This is a genomic window from Salmonella sp. 32120201201600049SM (assembly GCF_017572835.1).
GTDB classification, from domain to species: Bacteria; Pseudomonadota; Gammaproteobacteria; order Enterobacterales; family Enterobacteriaceae; genus Salmonella; species Salmonella enterica.
In genome coordinates this window covers 1-13,699 of record NZ_JAGESA010000022.1, presented here as the reverse complement: position 1 = coordinate 13,699, position 13,699 = coordinate 1, and the positions used below count along the sequence as shown (strand labels likewise).

Sequence of the window (13,699 nt, the reverse complement as noted above, 5' to 3'; positions counted from 1 at the left end):
GCTTTTCTCCGTGAGGTTCTGGTCTGAACCCCGCTGACCCGGCGGCCTGTGTGCCGTTGTTCCGTGTCAGTGGTGGCGCATTATAGGGAGTTATTTCTGCCTGACAAGAGGAAATTTAAAATAATTTCTCAAGTGCCTGGTATTTACCCAAAACGCCATTAAACCGCCAGTTTTTCGAGCGTTTCAAAGCCATAACGCTGTAAAACGGGTAATAATTGTTCAGCTCCTGGCGTCATTGCCATGCAATAAGCAATATTGGCATCGGTTGATTTCGCATCCGGCGCTTCATGTTCCAACAGCCAGGCTGTACGACGCGCTATCGCCGCGCCGGAATCCACTAACCGCGTCCCTTCGGGCAGGACTTGCAAAAGCTCGTCCCGTAATAGAGGGAAATGCGTACACCCCAGAACGACCGTGTCAGGCGGCTCCGGCATTCGTAGCCATGGGCGTAATATGCGGCGCAGTTCTTCCAGCGATACCGAATCGCCATGTAATTTAGCTTCCGCCAGTTCCACCAGTTCTGCCGACCCCAACATCGCTATCTGACATTCATTGGCGAAGCGCGCAATCAGCTCGTGAGTATAAGGACGTTTGACCGTGGCTCTCGTCGCCAGTAGCCCGACGACGCCATTTGCGGTCAGCCGCGCCGCTGGTTTAATCGCAGGCACAACGCCCACCACCGGGAAGGCAAACTTTTCACGTAATGCGGGAAGTGAGACCGTACTGGCGGTATTACAGGCAATCACCGCCAGTGAAAGGGGATAGCGCTGCTGTACCGCAGTCACAATCTCGACAACGCGCTCGACGATAAACGTTTCGCTCTTTTCCCCGTAGGGGAAAGCCACGTTATCGAAAGCATATATATAGTGGAGATCCGGCAGGAGCCGCCGAATCTCATCATAGACCGACAATCCACCGACGCCGGAATCAAATACCAGCACGGTGGGACGTGGTTCAGAAGGTGTAGCTGCCAGACAAGGTGTATTCTCGTCCTGCAGTTTGGTAGCCATAAACTGTCTCGTAATCTTTGTCGAACAGGTTGGCTATTTTACCACGAACTGTCAGATGTGAGGTGACCGGATATGCAACCGTAAGATCCCATAAACTGACGCCGCCCATTTTTACTGTCCGGTATGGGTAAGCGGAGTAATCCGAATCATAGCGGGAACCAAGGTATTGATATGTCACCCCCCAGTCAAAATCGTAAACGTCCCAGTCAAGTTGATATTTTGCCATCTGTTTGGAACGCCGCGGTAATGGCGTATCGGTAATCGCATTACGCGCATCAACGTAATCGTAACTGACCGTATGCGTTAACGGTCCGGTATCGAAATTCGCCGTCGCCTCAATACCTTTAATGCGCGCCTTACCTTCGTTGTAATATTTTTGCAGATGATCGTCATAATCGATCATGTCATTAATATCGTTACGATAACCTGAAATACGCCAGCTGACGCCAGCGGTTAGCCCTTCAAATGCGCCTTCCCACTGTTTACTCTTTTCAGGATTCAGGTTCGGATTACCGTAATAACCATACAGTTGGCCCAAATTAGGCGCTTTGTAGGAGGTTCCGTAGGAGGCAATAAAGCGATAACCTTCTATAAACTCCCATCCCGCGCTGGTTTGCCATGTACCATGACGACCAAACTGGGAGTTGTCATCACTGCGCGCCGCCGCTTCCAGAGTGAAGTCACCCAACTGTTGTAATCCTGTCAGGTAAACCCCGGTATTACGCTGGTCATATCCCTCGGGCACATAGCCGGTACCTGGCGTGGTAGTCTGTTTCTGCCAGTCTACGCCCGCCCCAACATTACCGTGCCCCACGACCACACTGTTGGTCCATTGAACATTGTACTGTTTCATCTCATCCAGCGTGGCGGAGGTATCATACCGGCCATAGTGCGGATCATAGTTGTAATCTTTACTGTGGCTATAGCTTGAAACCAGCTGAGACTGAATACGTTCGCCATTAAAGCGCAGCCCGGCGTCCCAGCTTTGGCTATAAAGTTTGCGTGTATCAATCAGCGGCGAGCCCGGCGAGTAATAGGCGTCGTAATCGGTACGGTTATCATAGCCATAACCACGCACGAATCCGCTCCAGCGATCAGAAAAAGTATGCTCTAACGCGCCATAAAGCGTTTTACTCAAAAAGCCGTCCCGGTCAGGCTGCGCCTGCATCCCGGTACCGCCTTTCGCTACCACGTCAAACCCTTTGGTGTATTCGTAATCGCCGATCAACGTCGCCCGCGTGTTTTCGCCAAGTTGCTGTTGCGTCGAGATGTCGTAATTCTGGTAGCTATTGCTTCCCCATCCAGCGGTTAATTCTGTGCCTGGGTTATCGCGCGTCGTAATGATATTCACTACGCCGCCGATAGCATCGGAACCATAAATAGCGGAACGCGGACCACGAATATATTCAATGCGCTGTACCAGCGACACCGGGAACTGGCTGAGATCGGCGGACCCGCTCACGCCTGCTAAATTCAGACGCACGCCGTCAATCAATACCAGTACATGGCTGGAGTTGGTGCCGCGAATGAAAATGGAGGAGTTTTGTCCGGCGCCGCCGCTCTGCGCAATATCGACGCCAGGCAAACGGCGCAGAACATCATTTACGGAGGTCGATTGCCAGCGTTCAATATCCTGACGCGTCACGATGGTAACGGGCGCCAGAACCGCGCTGCGCGGCTGCTGAAAACGGTTGGCGGTGACAACCAGGGTATCCGGGCTAGTGTCCTGCGCCCAAGCGGAAAAGGCCGTGACGGAGAACGCCGTCAGCAGCGTAGCTTTTTTAATCATTGTAAAGCATCCACAATATAAGAAGGATGCCGCAGGCTTCATCGATAGTACGCGATGATGAAAAACCAGATGCGACGTTAGCCGGCAGGTCTTCGGGCTTGGAGGGTTATCCGTTGGCTGGATAGCAGAAATGATGACTTCCCGCCGGAGGCAGTGTCTGCTTACGCTCTCATCTCACCTTTCCTTACCGCTGCGCGTCAGCTCCAGATTTTCACTGGATTCCCTATTAACTCACAGGACCGGCCCACGGATGCTACCGTCTGTCACAACACCCTGTCCAGACCGCGCATCACAAATCAGAAATCATCAATAGCTGGACATCCACTGAGCAATCCCTACAATCCCCGCGTACTTTTATTATTCAGGATGCGATATGACCCCCGAACATCTTCCGACAGAACAGTATGAGGCGCAGCTAGCCGAAAAAGTGGCGCGCTTGCAGAGTATGATGGCGCCGTTTTCTGACCTGGTTCCGGAAGTATTTCGCTCGCCGGTCAGTCACTATCGTATGCGTGCGGAATTTCGCCTGTGGCATGACGGCGATGACCTGTACCACATTATGTTTGATCAGCAGACCAAAAGCCGGATTCGCGTTGACACCTTCCCGGCGGCCAGCCAACTGATTAATACCTTAATGAAGGCGATGATTGCCGGCGTGCGCGATAATCATGCACTGCGGCATAAGCTGTTCCAGATGGATTATCTCACGACCTTGAGCAACCAGGCGGTAGTGTCGTTGCTGTACCATAAGAAGCTGGACGAAGAGTGGCGTGAAGCTGCCACTGCGTTACGCGATGCTTTACGCGCGCAAGGTCTGAACGTACACCTGATTGGCCGGGCCACTAAAACCAAAATCGAATTGGATCAGGATTATATTGATGAGCGTCTGCCTGTGGCAGGTAAAGAGATGATCTACCGCCAGGTCGAAAACAGCTTTACGCAGCCAAACGCCGCCATGAATATTCAGATGTTAGAGTGGGCGCTGGAGGTGACGAAAGACTCAAAAGGCGATCTGCTTGAGTTGTATTGCGGCAACGGCAATTTTTCTTTAGCGCTGGCGCGCAATTTTAACCGCGTGCTGGCAACCGAAATCGCCAAACCGTCCGTCGCTGCCGCACAGTACAATATTGCCGCTAATCATATTGATAATGTGCAAATTATTCGCATGGCGGCGGAAGAGTTTACCCAGGCGATGAATGGCGTTCGTGAGTTTAACCGCCTGCAGGGGATCGACCTGAAGGGCTATCAGTGCGAAACCATTTTTGTCGATCCGCCGCGCAGCGGTCTGGACAGCGAAACGGAAAAAATGGTGCAGGCTTATCCACGTATTCTGTACATTTCCTGCAATCCGGAAACGTTGTGCAAAAACCTGGAAACGTTAAGCCAGACGCACACGGTGTCTCGCCTGGCGCTATTCGATCAGTTCCCGTATACACATCATATGGAATGCGGGGTATTACTCACCGCAAGGTAAAATGTACGTCGGATGGCCGGTTATACCGCCATCCGGCATTCGCACACTATTCCGCGGTGTCCTGCTTGCGGTTACGCAGTTTAAAGCCAATCCAGAATACCAGAATCACCGACAGCACCGCCGGGAAGAAATTAGAGCCAATATCCGGGTATTCTGCACGCACGACGGTGCTATACAGTAAAACGCCAAGAATGAAACAAGCGGCGGCCAACCCCGGCAAACCTACCGGCATAGTACGATTTTGGTAGCGCTGATGCAGGCAATATACCGTCAGCACCAGCGAGATAACCGGGAATACGGAGAACGGCACAATAGCGCTAAACAGCGCCGCGAATGTGCCGTTAATCGATAAGCCAGCGATGAGCGCCAGCAACAGCGTACCTTTATCTTGACCTGACTGTTTCATTACTCGTCCTTCACGTTATTCGGAATGATGTGCTATTTTCTCTTGCTCACGGCGATACCAGTAATACGCCCCTTTCGCAATCATGCGCAGTTGCAATACCAGCCGCTCTTCTAATTGCCGACGCTGTTCAGCGCCGATGTCCAACGCCTCTGCGCCCGCGCTAAAGACAATAGTCACCATCGCTTCGGCCTGGGCTTCAGTAAACGCGCGCGGCATATGGTTTTCGAGTTCCAGATAGTCGGCAAGTTCCGCAATAAAATGCTGAATCTCCCGCGCGACGGCGGCACGAAACGCCGCTGAAGTGCCGGAACGCTCGCGCAACAACAGACGGAAGGCGTTGGGGTTGTTGCCGATAAACTCCATAAATGTGGAGACCGACGTGCGAATGACGCTGCCGCCTTTCGCGATGCGCTGTCGCGCCTGACGCATCAACTGACGCAGCATCAGACCGCTTTCATCCACCATCGTCAGACCGAGTTCATCGACATCGCGAAAATGACGGTAAAACGACGTTGGCGCAATGCCCGCTTCACGCGCCACCTCACGCAAACTCAGGCTGGCGAAACTCCGCTCAGCGCTCAGTTGGCTGAATGCGGCTTCCACCAGCGAACGCCGGGTTTTTTCTTTTTGTTGCGCTCTAACACCCATCACAATGTCTGAATCCTTCCATATGCCTTATTCGGCACTATACCAGAGAATAAAAGTAACGGGTTCACACTGGATTGTGAATGATTGTTTACAGACAGTTTGTGCTCCGGCTTCGCAAAAAAGCACAACGATAATTGGGTTAAAGCTGGGCAAATGTTATCATCGTGTTTATTTTATGTATAAAAACAGGTGAGTAATACCATGCCACATTCCTGGGATTATGATGCAGTCGTCATAGGGTCAGGCCCCGGCGGTGAAGGCGCTGCAATGGGTCTGGTTAAGCAAGGAGCACGCGTCGCGGTGATTGAGCGTTATCATAACGTTGGCGGCGGATGTACCCACTGGGGCACCATCCCATCCAAAGCCCTTCGCCACGCCGTCAGCCGCATTATTGAATTTAATCAAAACCCGCTCTATAGCGACCACTCCCGTCTCCTTCGTTCTTCTTTCGCCGACATCCTTAATCATGCCGATAACGTGATTAATCAACAAACGCGTATGCGTCAGGGGTTTTATGAGCGTAACCACTGTGAAATCTTGCAGGGCAACGCCCATTTTATTGACGAACATACCCTGGCGCTGGAATGCCATGACGGCACGGTTGAAACCCTGACGGCAGAAAAATTTGTTATTGCCTGTGGTTCGCGTCCTTACCATCCCAGTGATGTGGATTTCTCGCATCCGCGCATTTATGACAGCGACTCAATCCTGAGTCTCCACCATGAACCGCGCCACGTTATTATTTACGGCGCTGGCGTTATCGGCTGCGAATATGCGTCCATCTTCCGCGGTATGGATGTGAAAGTGGATCTGATCAACACCCGCGATCGCCTGCTGGCCTTTCTCGATCAGGAGATGTCCGACTCTCTCTCTTACCATTTCTGGAATAGCGGCGTGGTTATTCGCCACAATGAAGAGTATGAGAAAATCGAAGGCTGCGATGATGGCGTCATCATGCACCTGAAATCCGGCAAAAAACTGAAGGCTGACTGCCTGCTCTATGCTAATGGCCGTACCGGTAACACCGATTCGCTGGCGCTGGAGAATATTGGTCTGGAAACAGACAGCCGTGGACAGCTCAAAGTCAACAGTATGTACCAGACCGCCCTGCCGCACGTCTATGCGGTGGGCGACGTGATTGGCTATCCCAGTCTGGCCTCCGCCGCCTACGATCAGGGGCGTATTGCAGCGCAGGCGCTGGTGAAAGGCGAAGCGACCGCGCATCTTATCGAAGATATCCCCACCGGGATTTATACCATTCCGGAAATCAGTTCTGTCGGCAAAACCGAGCAGCAGTTAACGGCAATGAAAGTGCCTTACGAAGTGGGCCGCGCGCAGTTTAAGCATCTGGCGCGAGCGCAAATCGTCGGCATGAACGTCGGCACGCTAAAAATTCTCTTCCACCGCGAAACCAAAGAAATTCTGGGGATTCACTGCTTTGGCGAACGCGCCGCCGAAATTATTCATATCGGCCAGGCGATCATGGAGCAGAAAGGTGGCGGTAACACCATCGAATACTTCGTTAACACCACCTTTAACTACCCAACCATGGCGGAAGCTTATCGGGTTGCGGCGTTGAACGGCTTAAACCGCCTGTTTTAACGCCTTGTCGAAATGGCCATCCATTGCGCCACGGATGGCCTCTGCCAGTTGCTCATAACGGCTACGCAGCGGCGATCCCGGGCGATAAACCAGCCCCACGGTACGACGCGGCTCCGGCTTAATGCATGGCAGATAAACCACGCCGTCGCGCTTACGCTCCTGCGGTACGGCCAGCGCGGGGAGTAGTGTAATACCACTGCCCGCCGCCACCATGTTGCGCAGCGTTTCCAGACTGGTCGCCCGGAAATGGGTATCTTCATCCGCTCCCGCTTCAAAACAGAACCCCATCGCCTGATCGCGCAGACAGTGGCCATCTTCCAGCATCAGCAATTTCTCGCCCGCCAGATCGGACATCGGCACGCGATCGCGATTCGCCCACGGATGATCCTCATAAATAGCCAGCATCATGGGCTCATCAAACAGCGGCACTTCGATAAACGCCTCGCTCTCTTTCACCAGCGCCAGAATAGCGCAGTCAAGCTTGCCGCTATCGAGTTGCGCTAACAACTGATGCGTTTGCGCCTCATGCAGATACATTTCCAGCTTCGGGAAAGTCTGGTGCAACATTGGAATGATAAGCGGCAGCAAATAGGGACCAATTGTTGGGATTAAACCAATATGCAGCGGGCCGGACATCGTCTCGCCTTGTTGGCTTGCCATCTCCTTGAGCACCTTGACCTCACGCAGTACGGTACGCGCCTGATCCACCAGCAGTAAGCCCGCCTGGGTAAACAGCACCTTACGGCTCGTACGCTCCAGCAGCATAACGCCCAGCTCATCTTCCAGCTTGCGTATTTGCCCGCTAAGGGTTGGCTGGCTGACGTGACAGGAGTCCGCCGCTCGCCGGAAATGGCGATGTTCGGCTAACGCCACCAGATATTCAAGATCACGAATATTCATTATTCATCCTCCGTCGCCACGATAGTTCATGGCGATAGGTAGCATAGCAACGAACGATTATCCCTATCAACCTTTCTGATTAATAATACATCACAGAACGGAGCGGTTTCTCGTTTAACCCTTGAAGACACCGCCCGTTTAGAGGGTATCTCTCGAACCCGAAATAACTAAAGCCAACGTGAACTTTTGCGGACCTCTGGTCCGCTTTTTTTTTGCGTAAAAAAGCCCGGCGTCGCTGATGCTCGGCCGGGCAGTATTGCCTGATGGCGCTACGCTTATAAGGCCTATAACGCGAGGCGCGCCCTGGCATCGTCGATGGCCTGCGCCACCTGCTGCGGAGAAACGCCGCCTTTTGCCGCCCGTTTATCCAGACACGACTGCAAAGACAATATCGGATACACATCGTCGCCAATCACGCGGCTGAATTTCTGTAAATCGGCCAGCGGCAACGCTTCCAGCGGCTTACCCTGGCGAATAGCTTCTACCACAGCTTCGCCGACAATATGGTGCGCTTCGCGGAACGGCACGCCTTTCGCGACCAGGTAATCCGCCAGCTCCGTGGCGTTGGCATACCCCTGTTGCGCCGCGTCCTGACAACGTGGGCGTTTCACCTGAATACCGTCCAGCACCAACGCCGCCATATGTAGGCAGTCAAGCCAGGTATCGAGCGCATCGAACAGCCCTTCTTTGTCTTCCTGCATATCTTTGTTATACGCCAGCGGCAGACCTTTTAAAGTCATCATCATGCCGGTTAGCGCCCCTTGTACGCGACCGCATTTACCGCGAATCAGCTCCAGCGCGTCCGGGTTTTTCTTCTGCGGCATTAACGATGAACCGGAAGTCACGCGGTCAGAAAGCTCTACAAAGCCCGCTTCACCAGAATTAAAGAAAATCAGATCTTCCGCGAAACGTGACAGATGCACCATGCCGATAGCCGCATCAGAAAGCAGTTCCAGTACGTGGTCACGATCGGACACGCTGTCCAGGCTGTTGCGGGTCGCAGACGTAAAGCCCAGCCAGCCTGCCAATTGTTCACGGTCAATTTCATAGGCCGTTCCCGCCAACGCGCCGCAGCCTAGCGGACTCACGTCCAGACGTTTAAGCGTGTCCTGCAGGCGGCTTTCATCGCGCGCCAGCATTTCAACATACGCGAGACACCAGTGGGCGAAAGTCACTGGCTGCGCGCGTTGCAGATGGGTATATCCCGGCATTACCGCGTCCTGGTTCGCCTGCGCGGTTTCCACCAGCGCGCTCTGTAGCTGACGGTTAGCGGTGAGCAGTTCCCTCACCGTCTCTTTGCACCACAGTTTCAGGTCCGTCGCCACCTGATCGTTACGGCTGCGTCCGGTGTGCAGCTTTTTACCCAACTGACCCACTTTGTCGATGAGCTTACCTTCCACCCAGCTATGGATATCTTCCGCATCGCTTTGCAGGATTTGCTGCGGATTCGCGCGAACCTCTTCCAGCAGCACGTTCAGCGCTTCTTCCAACTGTCGTTGCTCATCGGCAGTCAGTACACCTACCGTGACCAATGCTTTGGACCAGGCCACAGAACCGACAATATCCTGCTCCGCCAGACGGTAATCGAAGCGCAACGAATCATTGAATTGTTTAAACCGCTGGTCTGCCGCCTGTGTAAAACGCCCACCCCAAAGTGCCATAATAGACTTCCTTAATTCTTCGAATTTCACTGCCGGATGGCGCTACGCTTATCCGGCCTATAATTTCTGTTCACGCAGGCCCGATAAGGCGCAGCCGCCATCGGGCGAACAAATACTTAAGCCAGAATACGCGTGCCAATCGGCGTGCCGTTAAACAGTGCAGGCAGTTGCTCCGCATGACGCCAGGAAGCGATATCCACCGGGCGCCCCAGCGCCCGCGCAGCATCGAGAGCCGCATTCACTTTCACAATCATCCCGTCGGTAATAATGCCCTGGTCGATAAGCTGCTCGGCTTTGGACGCCGTCATTTCGGCGATACGCTGGCCTTTGCCGTCCAGAATACCGCTCACGTCGGAAAGCAGGATCAGATCGGCCCCCAGCGTCGCCGCCAGCGCGGTTGCCGCCTGATCGGCGTTGACGTTCATCAGTTGACCGTCGTCTGTTACGCCAATGGAGCTGACCACCGGCAGAAAGCCGTTTTCCAGCAGCATGTTAATCAGCTTCGGCGACCCCGGCTGCGCCAGCCCGACGTGGCCTAACGCTTCATCGAGTTGAGTCACGTTTACGCTGTCGCCATCGCCCAGAAACAGACCAACAGAGGCGATATGGTGTTTCTTCGCCCAGGCCAGCAGAGTTTTGTTAGCGGTTCCCGCCAGCGCGCCGGTAATGATGCCAATCTGATCGGCAGGCGTCACGCGCAGGCCGTCTTTCTTTTTCACTGGCAAATTAAGCCCTTTCATCAGCTCATCCACCACGCAACCGCCGCCGTGAACAATCACCAACGGACGCTGATGGGACTCACGATAGTTGACCAACGCGGTAAAAAGACGTTCCAGAGCCTCTTCGCTATCCAGTAATACGCCACCCAGCTTGATAATTAATGGATTCATCATTTCACCCTTAAATAAGAGACTGCGTTTCAGCGAAGCCAAAACGAATATTAGCGCACTGCACCGCCTGCGCCGCTGCGCCTTTCAACAAGTTGTCTTCGGCTGCCACCACAATCAGATGTTCGCCCTGGACGGCAAAACCAATATCGCAGAACGGCAGCCCGACGACATTCTTTAACGCCGGAACGCCTTTGTCATACAGGCGCACCAGCGGTTTGTCGCCATAGGCTTTTTGCAACACGTCGGCGACCTGCGCATGGGTTACTCCCGCTTTCAGGCGGCAGGTAATGGTTTCCAGAATCCCGCGCGGGAAATTCCCCAGATGCGGGGTGAAGATGACCTCCGCGCCCAGATGGGCAGCGATTTCCGGCTGATGACGATGCGTAAACACGCCATACGGTTGCAGACTCACTTCACAGAAACTGTTCGAAATTGCCGCTTTGCGCCCCGCGCCGCTCACCCCGCTGGTGGCATTAATTACCGGCCACTGCGTCAGATCCAGAAGCCCGCCGTCAATCAGCGGTTTTAGCGACAACTGCGCTGCGGTTGGATAGCAACCAGGAACCGCAATCAGATTCGCCGTGTTCAGTTTATCGACATTCCACTCCGCCAGACCGTACACCGCCTGCTCCAGCAGCTCAGGATACTGATGAGTAAATCCGTAATACTTTTCATAGAAGGCGCGATCGTTTACCCGAAACGCGCCGGAAAGATCGAATACGACGCATCCGGCCTGTAAAAATTGCGGCGCCAGATCGTGGCTCACTTCATGCGCTGTCGCCAGGAACACCACATCAACATCTGCGCTAAAGTCACGTACATCCGACATCGGTTGCAATGGCAGGTCGACAATCCCTTTTAACTGCGGATGTAAATCAGAAATTAACTTTCCTGCATCATTGCTTTGCGCTGAGACGGTCAAAGCGGTTATGGTCATATGTGGGTGGCGATTTACGTAGCTTACAAGCTCTGCGCCCGCATAACCGCTAGCGCCTACAATCAGCGTATTCAACATCGGGTTCCTTTATGCTCAACGTTAATGTATTTTTATTCATAATTAATGCATGAATATTGATACTATCATGACCTGAGGTGTGTCAACAATGAAAAACGTTTTACCGCCATTTATCGAGATTTACCGCGCTTTGATTGCCACACCGTCGATAAGCGCAACCGAAGAATCCCTGGATCAAAGTAATGCGTCTTTAATCACTTTGCTTGCAGGCTGGTTCAGCGATCTTGGTTTCAACGTAGAGGTTCAACCGGTTCCAGGAACGCGAAACAAATTTAATATGCTCGCCAGCACCGGACATGGCGCGGGCGGTTTGCTGCTGACCGGCCATACCGACACGGTTCCCTTTGATGACGGACGCTGGACGCGCGACCCGTTCACGCTGACCGAGCACGACAATAAGCTCTATGGTCTGGGCACTGCGGATATGAAAGGCTTCTTCGCTTTTATTCTGGACGCGCTACGTGACGTTGACGTCACAAAGTTGAAAAAGCCGCTCTACATTCTGGCGACCGCCGATGAAGAGACCAGCATGGCGGGGGCGCGTTATTTTTCCGAAACCACGGCATTACGTCCGGACTGCGCGATCATTGGCGAACCGACGTCGTTGCAACCGATACGCGCGCACAAAGGGCATATCTCTAATGTCGTTCGCGTCCTGGGGCAGTCCGGTCATTCCAGCGACCCGGCGCGTGGGGTTAACGCCATTGAACTGATGCACGATGCGATTGGCCATATCATGCAACTGCGTGACTCGCTGAAAGCGCGGTATCACTACGAGGCGTTTACCGTTCCGTATCCAACGCTGAATCTGGGCCATATTCACGGCGGCGATGCCTCAAACCGTATCTGCGCCTGCTGCGAATTGCATATGGATATTCGTCCACTGCCGGGCATGACGTTAAACGACCTTAATGGACTGCTTAACGACGCGCTGGCCCCGGTAAGCGAACGCTGGCCGGGCCGCCTGACGGTGGCGGAATTACATCCGCCGATTCCAGGTTACGAGTGTCCACCGGACCACCAACTGGTTGAAGTAGTAGAAAAACTGTTGGGAACAAAAACCGACGTGGTGAACTACTGTACTGAAGCGCCGTTTATGCAGACATTATGCCCAACGCTGGTGCTTGGTCCGGGCTCAATTAATCAGGCGCATCAGCCGGATGAATATCTCGAAACGCGTTTTATTAAGCCAACCCGGGAATTGATTACCCAGGTAGTACACCATTTTTGCTGGCATTAATGCATATTGCCCGGTGACGTGATGTTTACCGGGCCTCCCCCGTCTTGTAGCTACCGTCTTGAACGTCAAGCGGTAGCTACATAATTTTCATCCCACGGAAGCCGCGTTTTCAACACGCCGAAGCATAAATGTACCAGTTTGCGCATCACAGCTCCCAGCGCGGCTTTCTTCGCCTTGCCCTTTGCGACCAGCCTTTCATAGATAGCCTTCGCCTGTTTGTTCCAGCGGCTCGCGGTCAGCGCTGCAACGTACAGCTTAGCCCGCACTCCTGACGGTCCTGTTTTTGACATATGTGGTCTGCCACGCACTGAGCTCCCCGACGTTTTCTCTACCGGTGTCAGTCCCAGATAGGCCGCCACCTGTGAGGCGCTTTTGAACGTCCCGTCTTTTAGCAACGCCAGCATCTCCCGCCCGACCTGATCTTTCACTCCCTTGATTGATTTCAGTAAATCGAGATCAGCCTTCAGCCCCGGATCGTTATCCGTATGATCGGTTATCAGCTTCTCTATCCGGGCCAGTTCCTCGTTCAGCCAGCTCTTTGTTCGCTCAAGTGAACGGATGACCTCCTGTGGTGTGGATGTGGAATTCGCTTTTTCCAGCCGGTTCACCGTACGCTGTACATCCTCTCTCAGCGCATCCCGCTGGCGCAGCAATGCCCTCAGCTTACGTACTTCAGGCGAAGGAGGAACCCAGACAGCCGGGGGCTTCAGCTCGCCATAACAGGCCAGCACGAAGGCATCGACAGCATCATTCTTGTTGAGGATATCCATCCCGTGGGCAAATTCGCGGACACGACAGGGGTTGGCCATGCAGACGCTGACACCGGCCTCATGCAGGCCATACGCCAGATTTTCATGGTAAATACCCGTCGCTTCCAGTACGACAGTCACGCTTTCAGGAACACATCTTTGTGCGTTCAGCCAGTCGATAACTTTATGGGCAACGGCGGGTTCGTTAGTCAGAACCTTGTGCTTTTTTTTACCGCCGGGGCCGGCAGTAAGCAGACAAAGATCGATTTTATTTTTACTGACATCAATACCGAGAGTACACACAGAACACCTCCT

12 protein-coding genes and 1 riboswitch are annotated in these 13,699 nt (G+C 53.5%); of the genes, 3 read left to right on the top strand and 9 right to left on the bottom strand.

Annotated features, from left to right (window positions below; translation table 11 throughout):
* Positions 1 to 158 precede the first annotated feature (158 nt).
* Both murI and btuB read right to left on the bottom strand, forming a co-directional pair.
* The gene (gene murI / locus J4650_RS22480) at positions 159 to 1,010 is read right to left on the bottom strand and encodes a glutamate racemase (protein ID WP_000201804.1); all 852 of its coding nucleotides are present in this window, start codon (positions 1,008 to 1,010) and stop codon (positions 159 to 161) included.
* The gene (btuB, locus tag J4650_RS22475) at positions 955 to 2,799 is read right to left on the bottom strand and encodes a TonB-dependent vitamin B12 receptor BtuB (RefSeq protein WP_000591403.1); all 1,845 of its coding nucleotides are present in this window, start codon (positions 2,797 to 2,799) and stop codon (positions 955 to 957) included. The genes murI and btuB overlap by 56 nt, the downstream gene beginning before the upstream one ends.
* A gap of 65 nt (positions 2,800 to 2,864) precedes the next feature.
* A riboswitch (cobalamin riboswitch) is annotated at positions 2,865 to 3,058 on the bottom strand.
* Positions 3,059 to 3,172: 114 nt separating this feature from the next.
* Between btuB and trmA the strand changes: the two genes are divergently transcribed.
* Positions 3,173 to 4,273, top strand: coding sequence for a tRNA (uridine(54)-C5)-methyltransferase TrmA (trmA, locus tag J4650_RS22470; protein WP_000186971.1), 1,101 nt, complete (start codon positions 3,173 to 3,175; stop codon positions 4,271 to 4,273).
* 46 nt (positions 4,274 to 4,319) lie between these two features.
* Here trmA and J4650_RS22465 read toward each other — a convergent pair whose 3' ends face one another.
* Positions 4,320 to 4,679, bottom strand: a complete 360-nt coding sequence (locus J4650_RS22465) for a YijD family membrane protein (RefSeq protein WP_000813838.1) — start codon at positions 4,677 to 4,679, stop codon at positions 4,320 to 4,322.
* 15 nt (positions 4,680 to 4,694) lie between these two features.
* Positions 4,695 to 5,330: an HTH-type transcriptional repressor FabR gene (gene fabR / locus J4650_RS22460; protein ID WP_000971958.1), complete on the bottom strand. Its 636-nt coding sequence runs from the start codon at positions 5,328 to 5,330 to the stop codon at positions 4,695 to 4,697.
* A gap of 198 nt (positions 5,331 to 5,528) precedes the next feature.
* On the opposite strand from fabR, the gene sthA reads away from it, so the two are divergent.
* Positions 5,529 to 6,929, top strand: coding sequence for a Si-specific NAD(P)(+) transhydrogenase (sthA, locus tag J4650_RS22455; RefSeq protein WP_001120791.1), 1,401 nt, complete (start codon positions 5,529 to 5,531; stop codon positions 6,927 to 6,929).
* Here sthA and oxyR read toward each other — a convergent pair.
* The 4 genes from oxyR to argC all read right to left on the bottom strand — a co-directional run bounded on the left by oxyR (position 6,912) and on the right by argC (position 11,395).
* Complete coding sequence (oxyR, locus tag J4650_RS22450) at positions 6,912 to 7,829, bottom strand: DNA-binding transcriptional regulator OxyR (protein WP_001025919.1); 918 nt, start codon at positions 7,827 to 7,829, stop codon at positions 6,912 to 6,914. The genes sthA and oxyR overlap by 18 nt on opposite strands.
* 284 nt (positions 7,830 to 8,113) lie before the next feature.
* Positions 8,114 to 9,490: an argininosuccinate lyase gene (gene argH, locus J4650_RS22445; protein WP_001230054.1), complete on the bottom strand. Its 1,377-nt coding sequence runs from the start codon at positions 9,488 to 9,490 to the stop codon at positions 8,114 to 8,116.
* Between the two features lie 116 nt (positions 9,491 to 9,606).
* Positions 9,607 to 10,383, bottom strand: coding sequence for an acetylglutamate kinase (gene argB / locus J4650_RS22440; RefSeq protein WP_001575262.1), 777 nt, complete (start codon positions 10,381 to 10,383; stop codon positions 9,607 to 9,609).
* Between the two features lie 7 nt (positions 10,384 to 10,390).
* Positions 10,391 to 11,395 carry an N-acetyl-gamma-glutamyl-phosphate reductase gene (gene argC / locus J4650_RS22435; protein ID WP_000935339.1) on the bottom strand — a complete coding sequence of 335 codons (1,005 nt, stop codon included), beginning with the start codon at positions 11,393 to 11,395 and terminating at the stop codon, positions 10,391 to 10,393.
* Between the two features lie 88 nt (positions 11,396 to 11,483).
* On the opposite strand from argC, the gene argE reads away from it, so the two are divergent.
* Positions 11,484 to 12,635 (top strand): acetylornithine deacetylase, encoded by a 1,152-nt coding sequence (argE, locus tag J4650_RS22430; protein ID WP_000800208.1) that lies wholly within the window; start codon positions 11,484 to 11,486, stop codon positions 12,633 to 12,635.
* A 65-nt stretch (positions 12,636 to 12,700) separates the two neighbouring features.
* Here argE and J4650_RS22425 read toward each other — a convergent pair whose 3' ends face one another.
* On the bottom strand, positions 12,701 to 13,687 hold the full coding sequence (locus tag J4650_RS22425; protein ID WP_023994022.1) for an IS110 family transposase: 987 nt from the start codon (positions 13,685 to 13,687) through the stop codon (positions 12,701 to 12,703).
* Positions 13,688 to 13,699: the final 12 nt, after the last annotated feature.

Excerpts from the sequence above, each read along its gene's own strand:
- trmA (WP_000186971.1), top strand. The coding sequence starts at position 3,173 with ATGACCCCCGAACATCTTCCGACAGAACAGTATGAGGCGCAGCTAGCC.
- sthA (WP_001120791.1), top strand. The coding sequence starts at position 5,529 with ATGCCACATTCCTGGGATTATGATGCAGTCGTCATAGGGTCAGGCCCC.
- J4650_RS22465 (WP_000813838.1), bottom strand. The coding sequence starts at position 4,679 with ATGAAACAGTCAGGTCAAGATAAAGGTACGCTGTTGCTGGCGCTCATC.
- argC (WP_000935339.1), bottom strand. The coding sequence starts at position 11,395 with ATGTTGAATACGCTGATTGTAGGCGCTAGCGGTTATGCGGGCGCAGAG.
- oxyR (WP_001025919.1), bottom strand. The coding sequence starts at position 7,829 with ATGAATATTCGTGATCTTGAATATCTGGTGGCGTTAGCCGAACATCGC.
- argB (WP_001575262.1), bottom strand. The coding sequence starts at position 10,383 with ATGATGAATCCATTAATTATCAAGCTGGGTGGCGTATTACTGGATAGC.
- argE (WP_000800208.1), top strand. The coding sequence starts at position 11,484 with ATGAAAAACGTTTTACCGCCATTTATCGAGATTTACCGCGCTTTGATT.
- btuB (WP_000591403.1), bottom strand. The coding sequence starts at position 2,799 with ATGATTAAAAAAGCTACGCTGCTGACGGCGTTCTCCGTCACGGCCTTT.
- murI (WP_000201804.1), bottom strand. The coding sequence starts at position 1,010 with ATGGCTACCAAACTGCAGGACGAGAATACACCTTGTCTGGCAGCTACA.
- argH (WP_001230054.1), bottom strand. The coding sequence starts at position 9,490 with ATGGCACTTTGGGGTGGGCGTTTTACACAGGCGGCAGACCAGCGGTTT.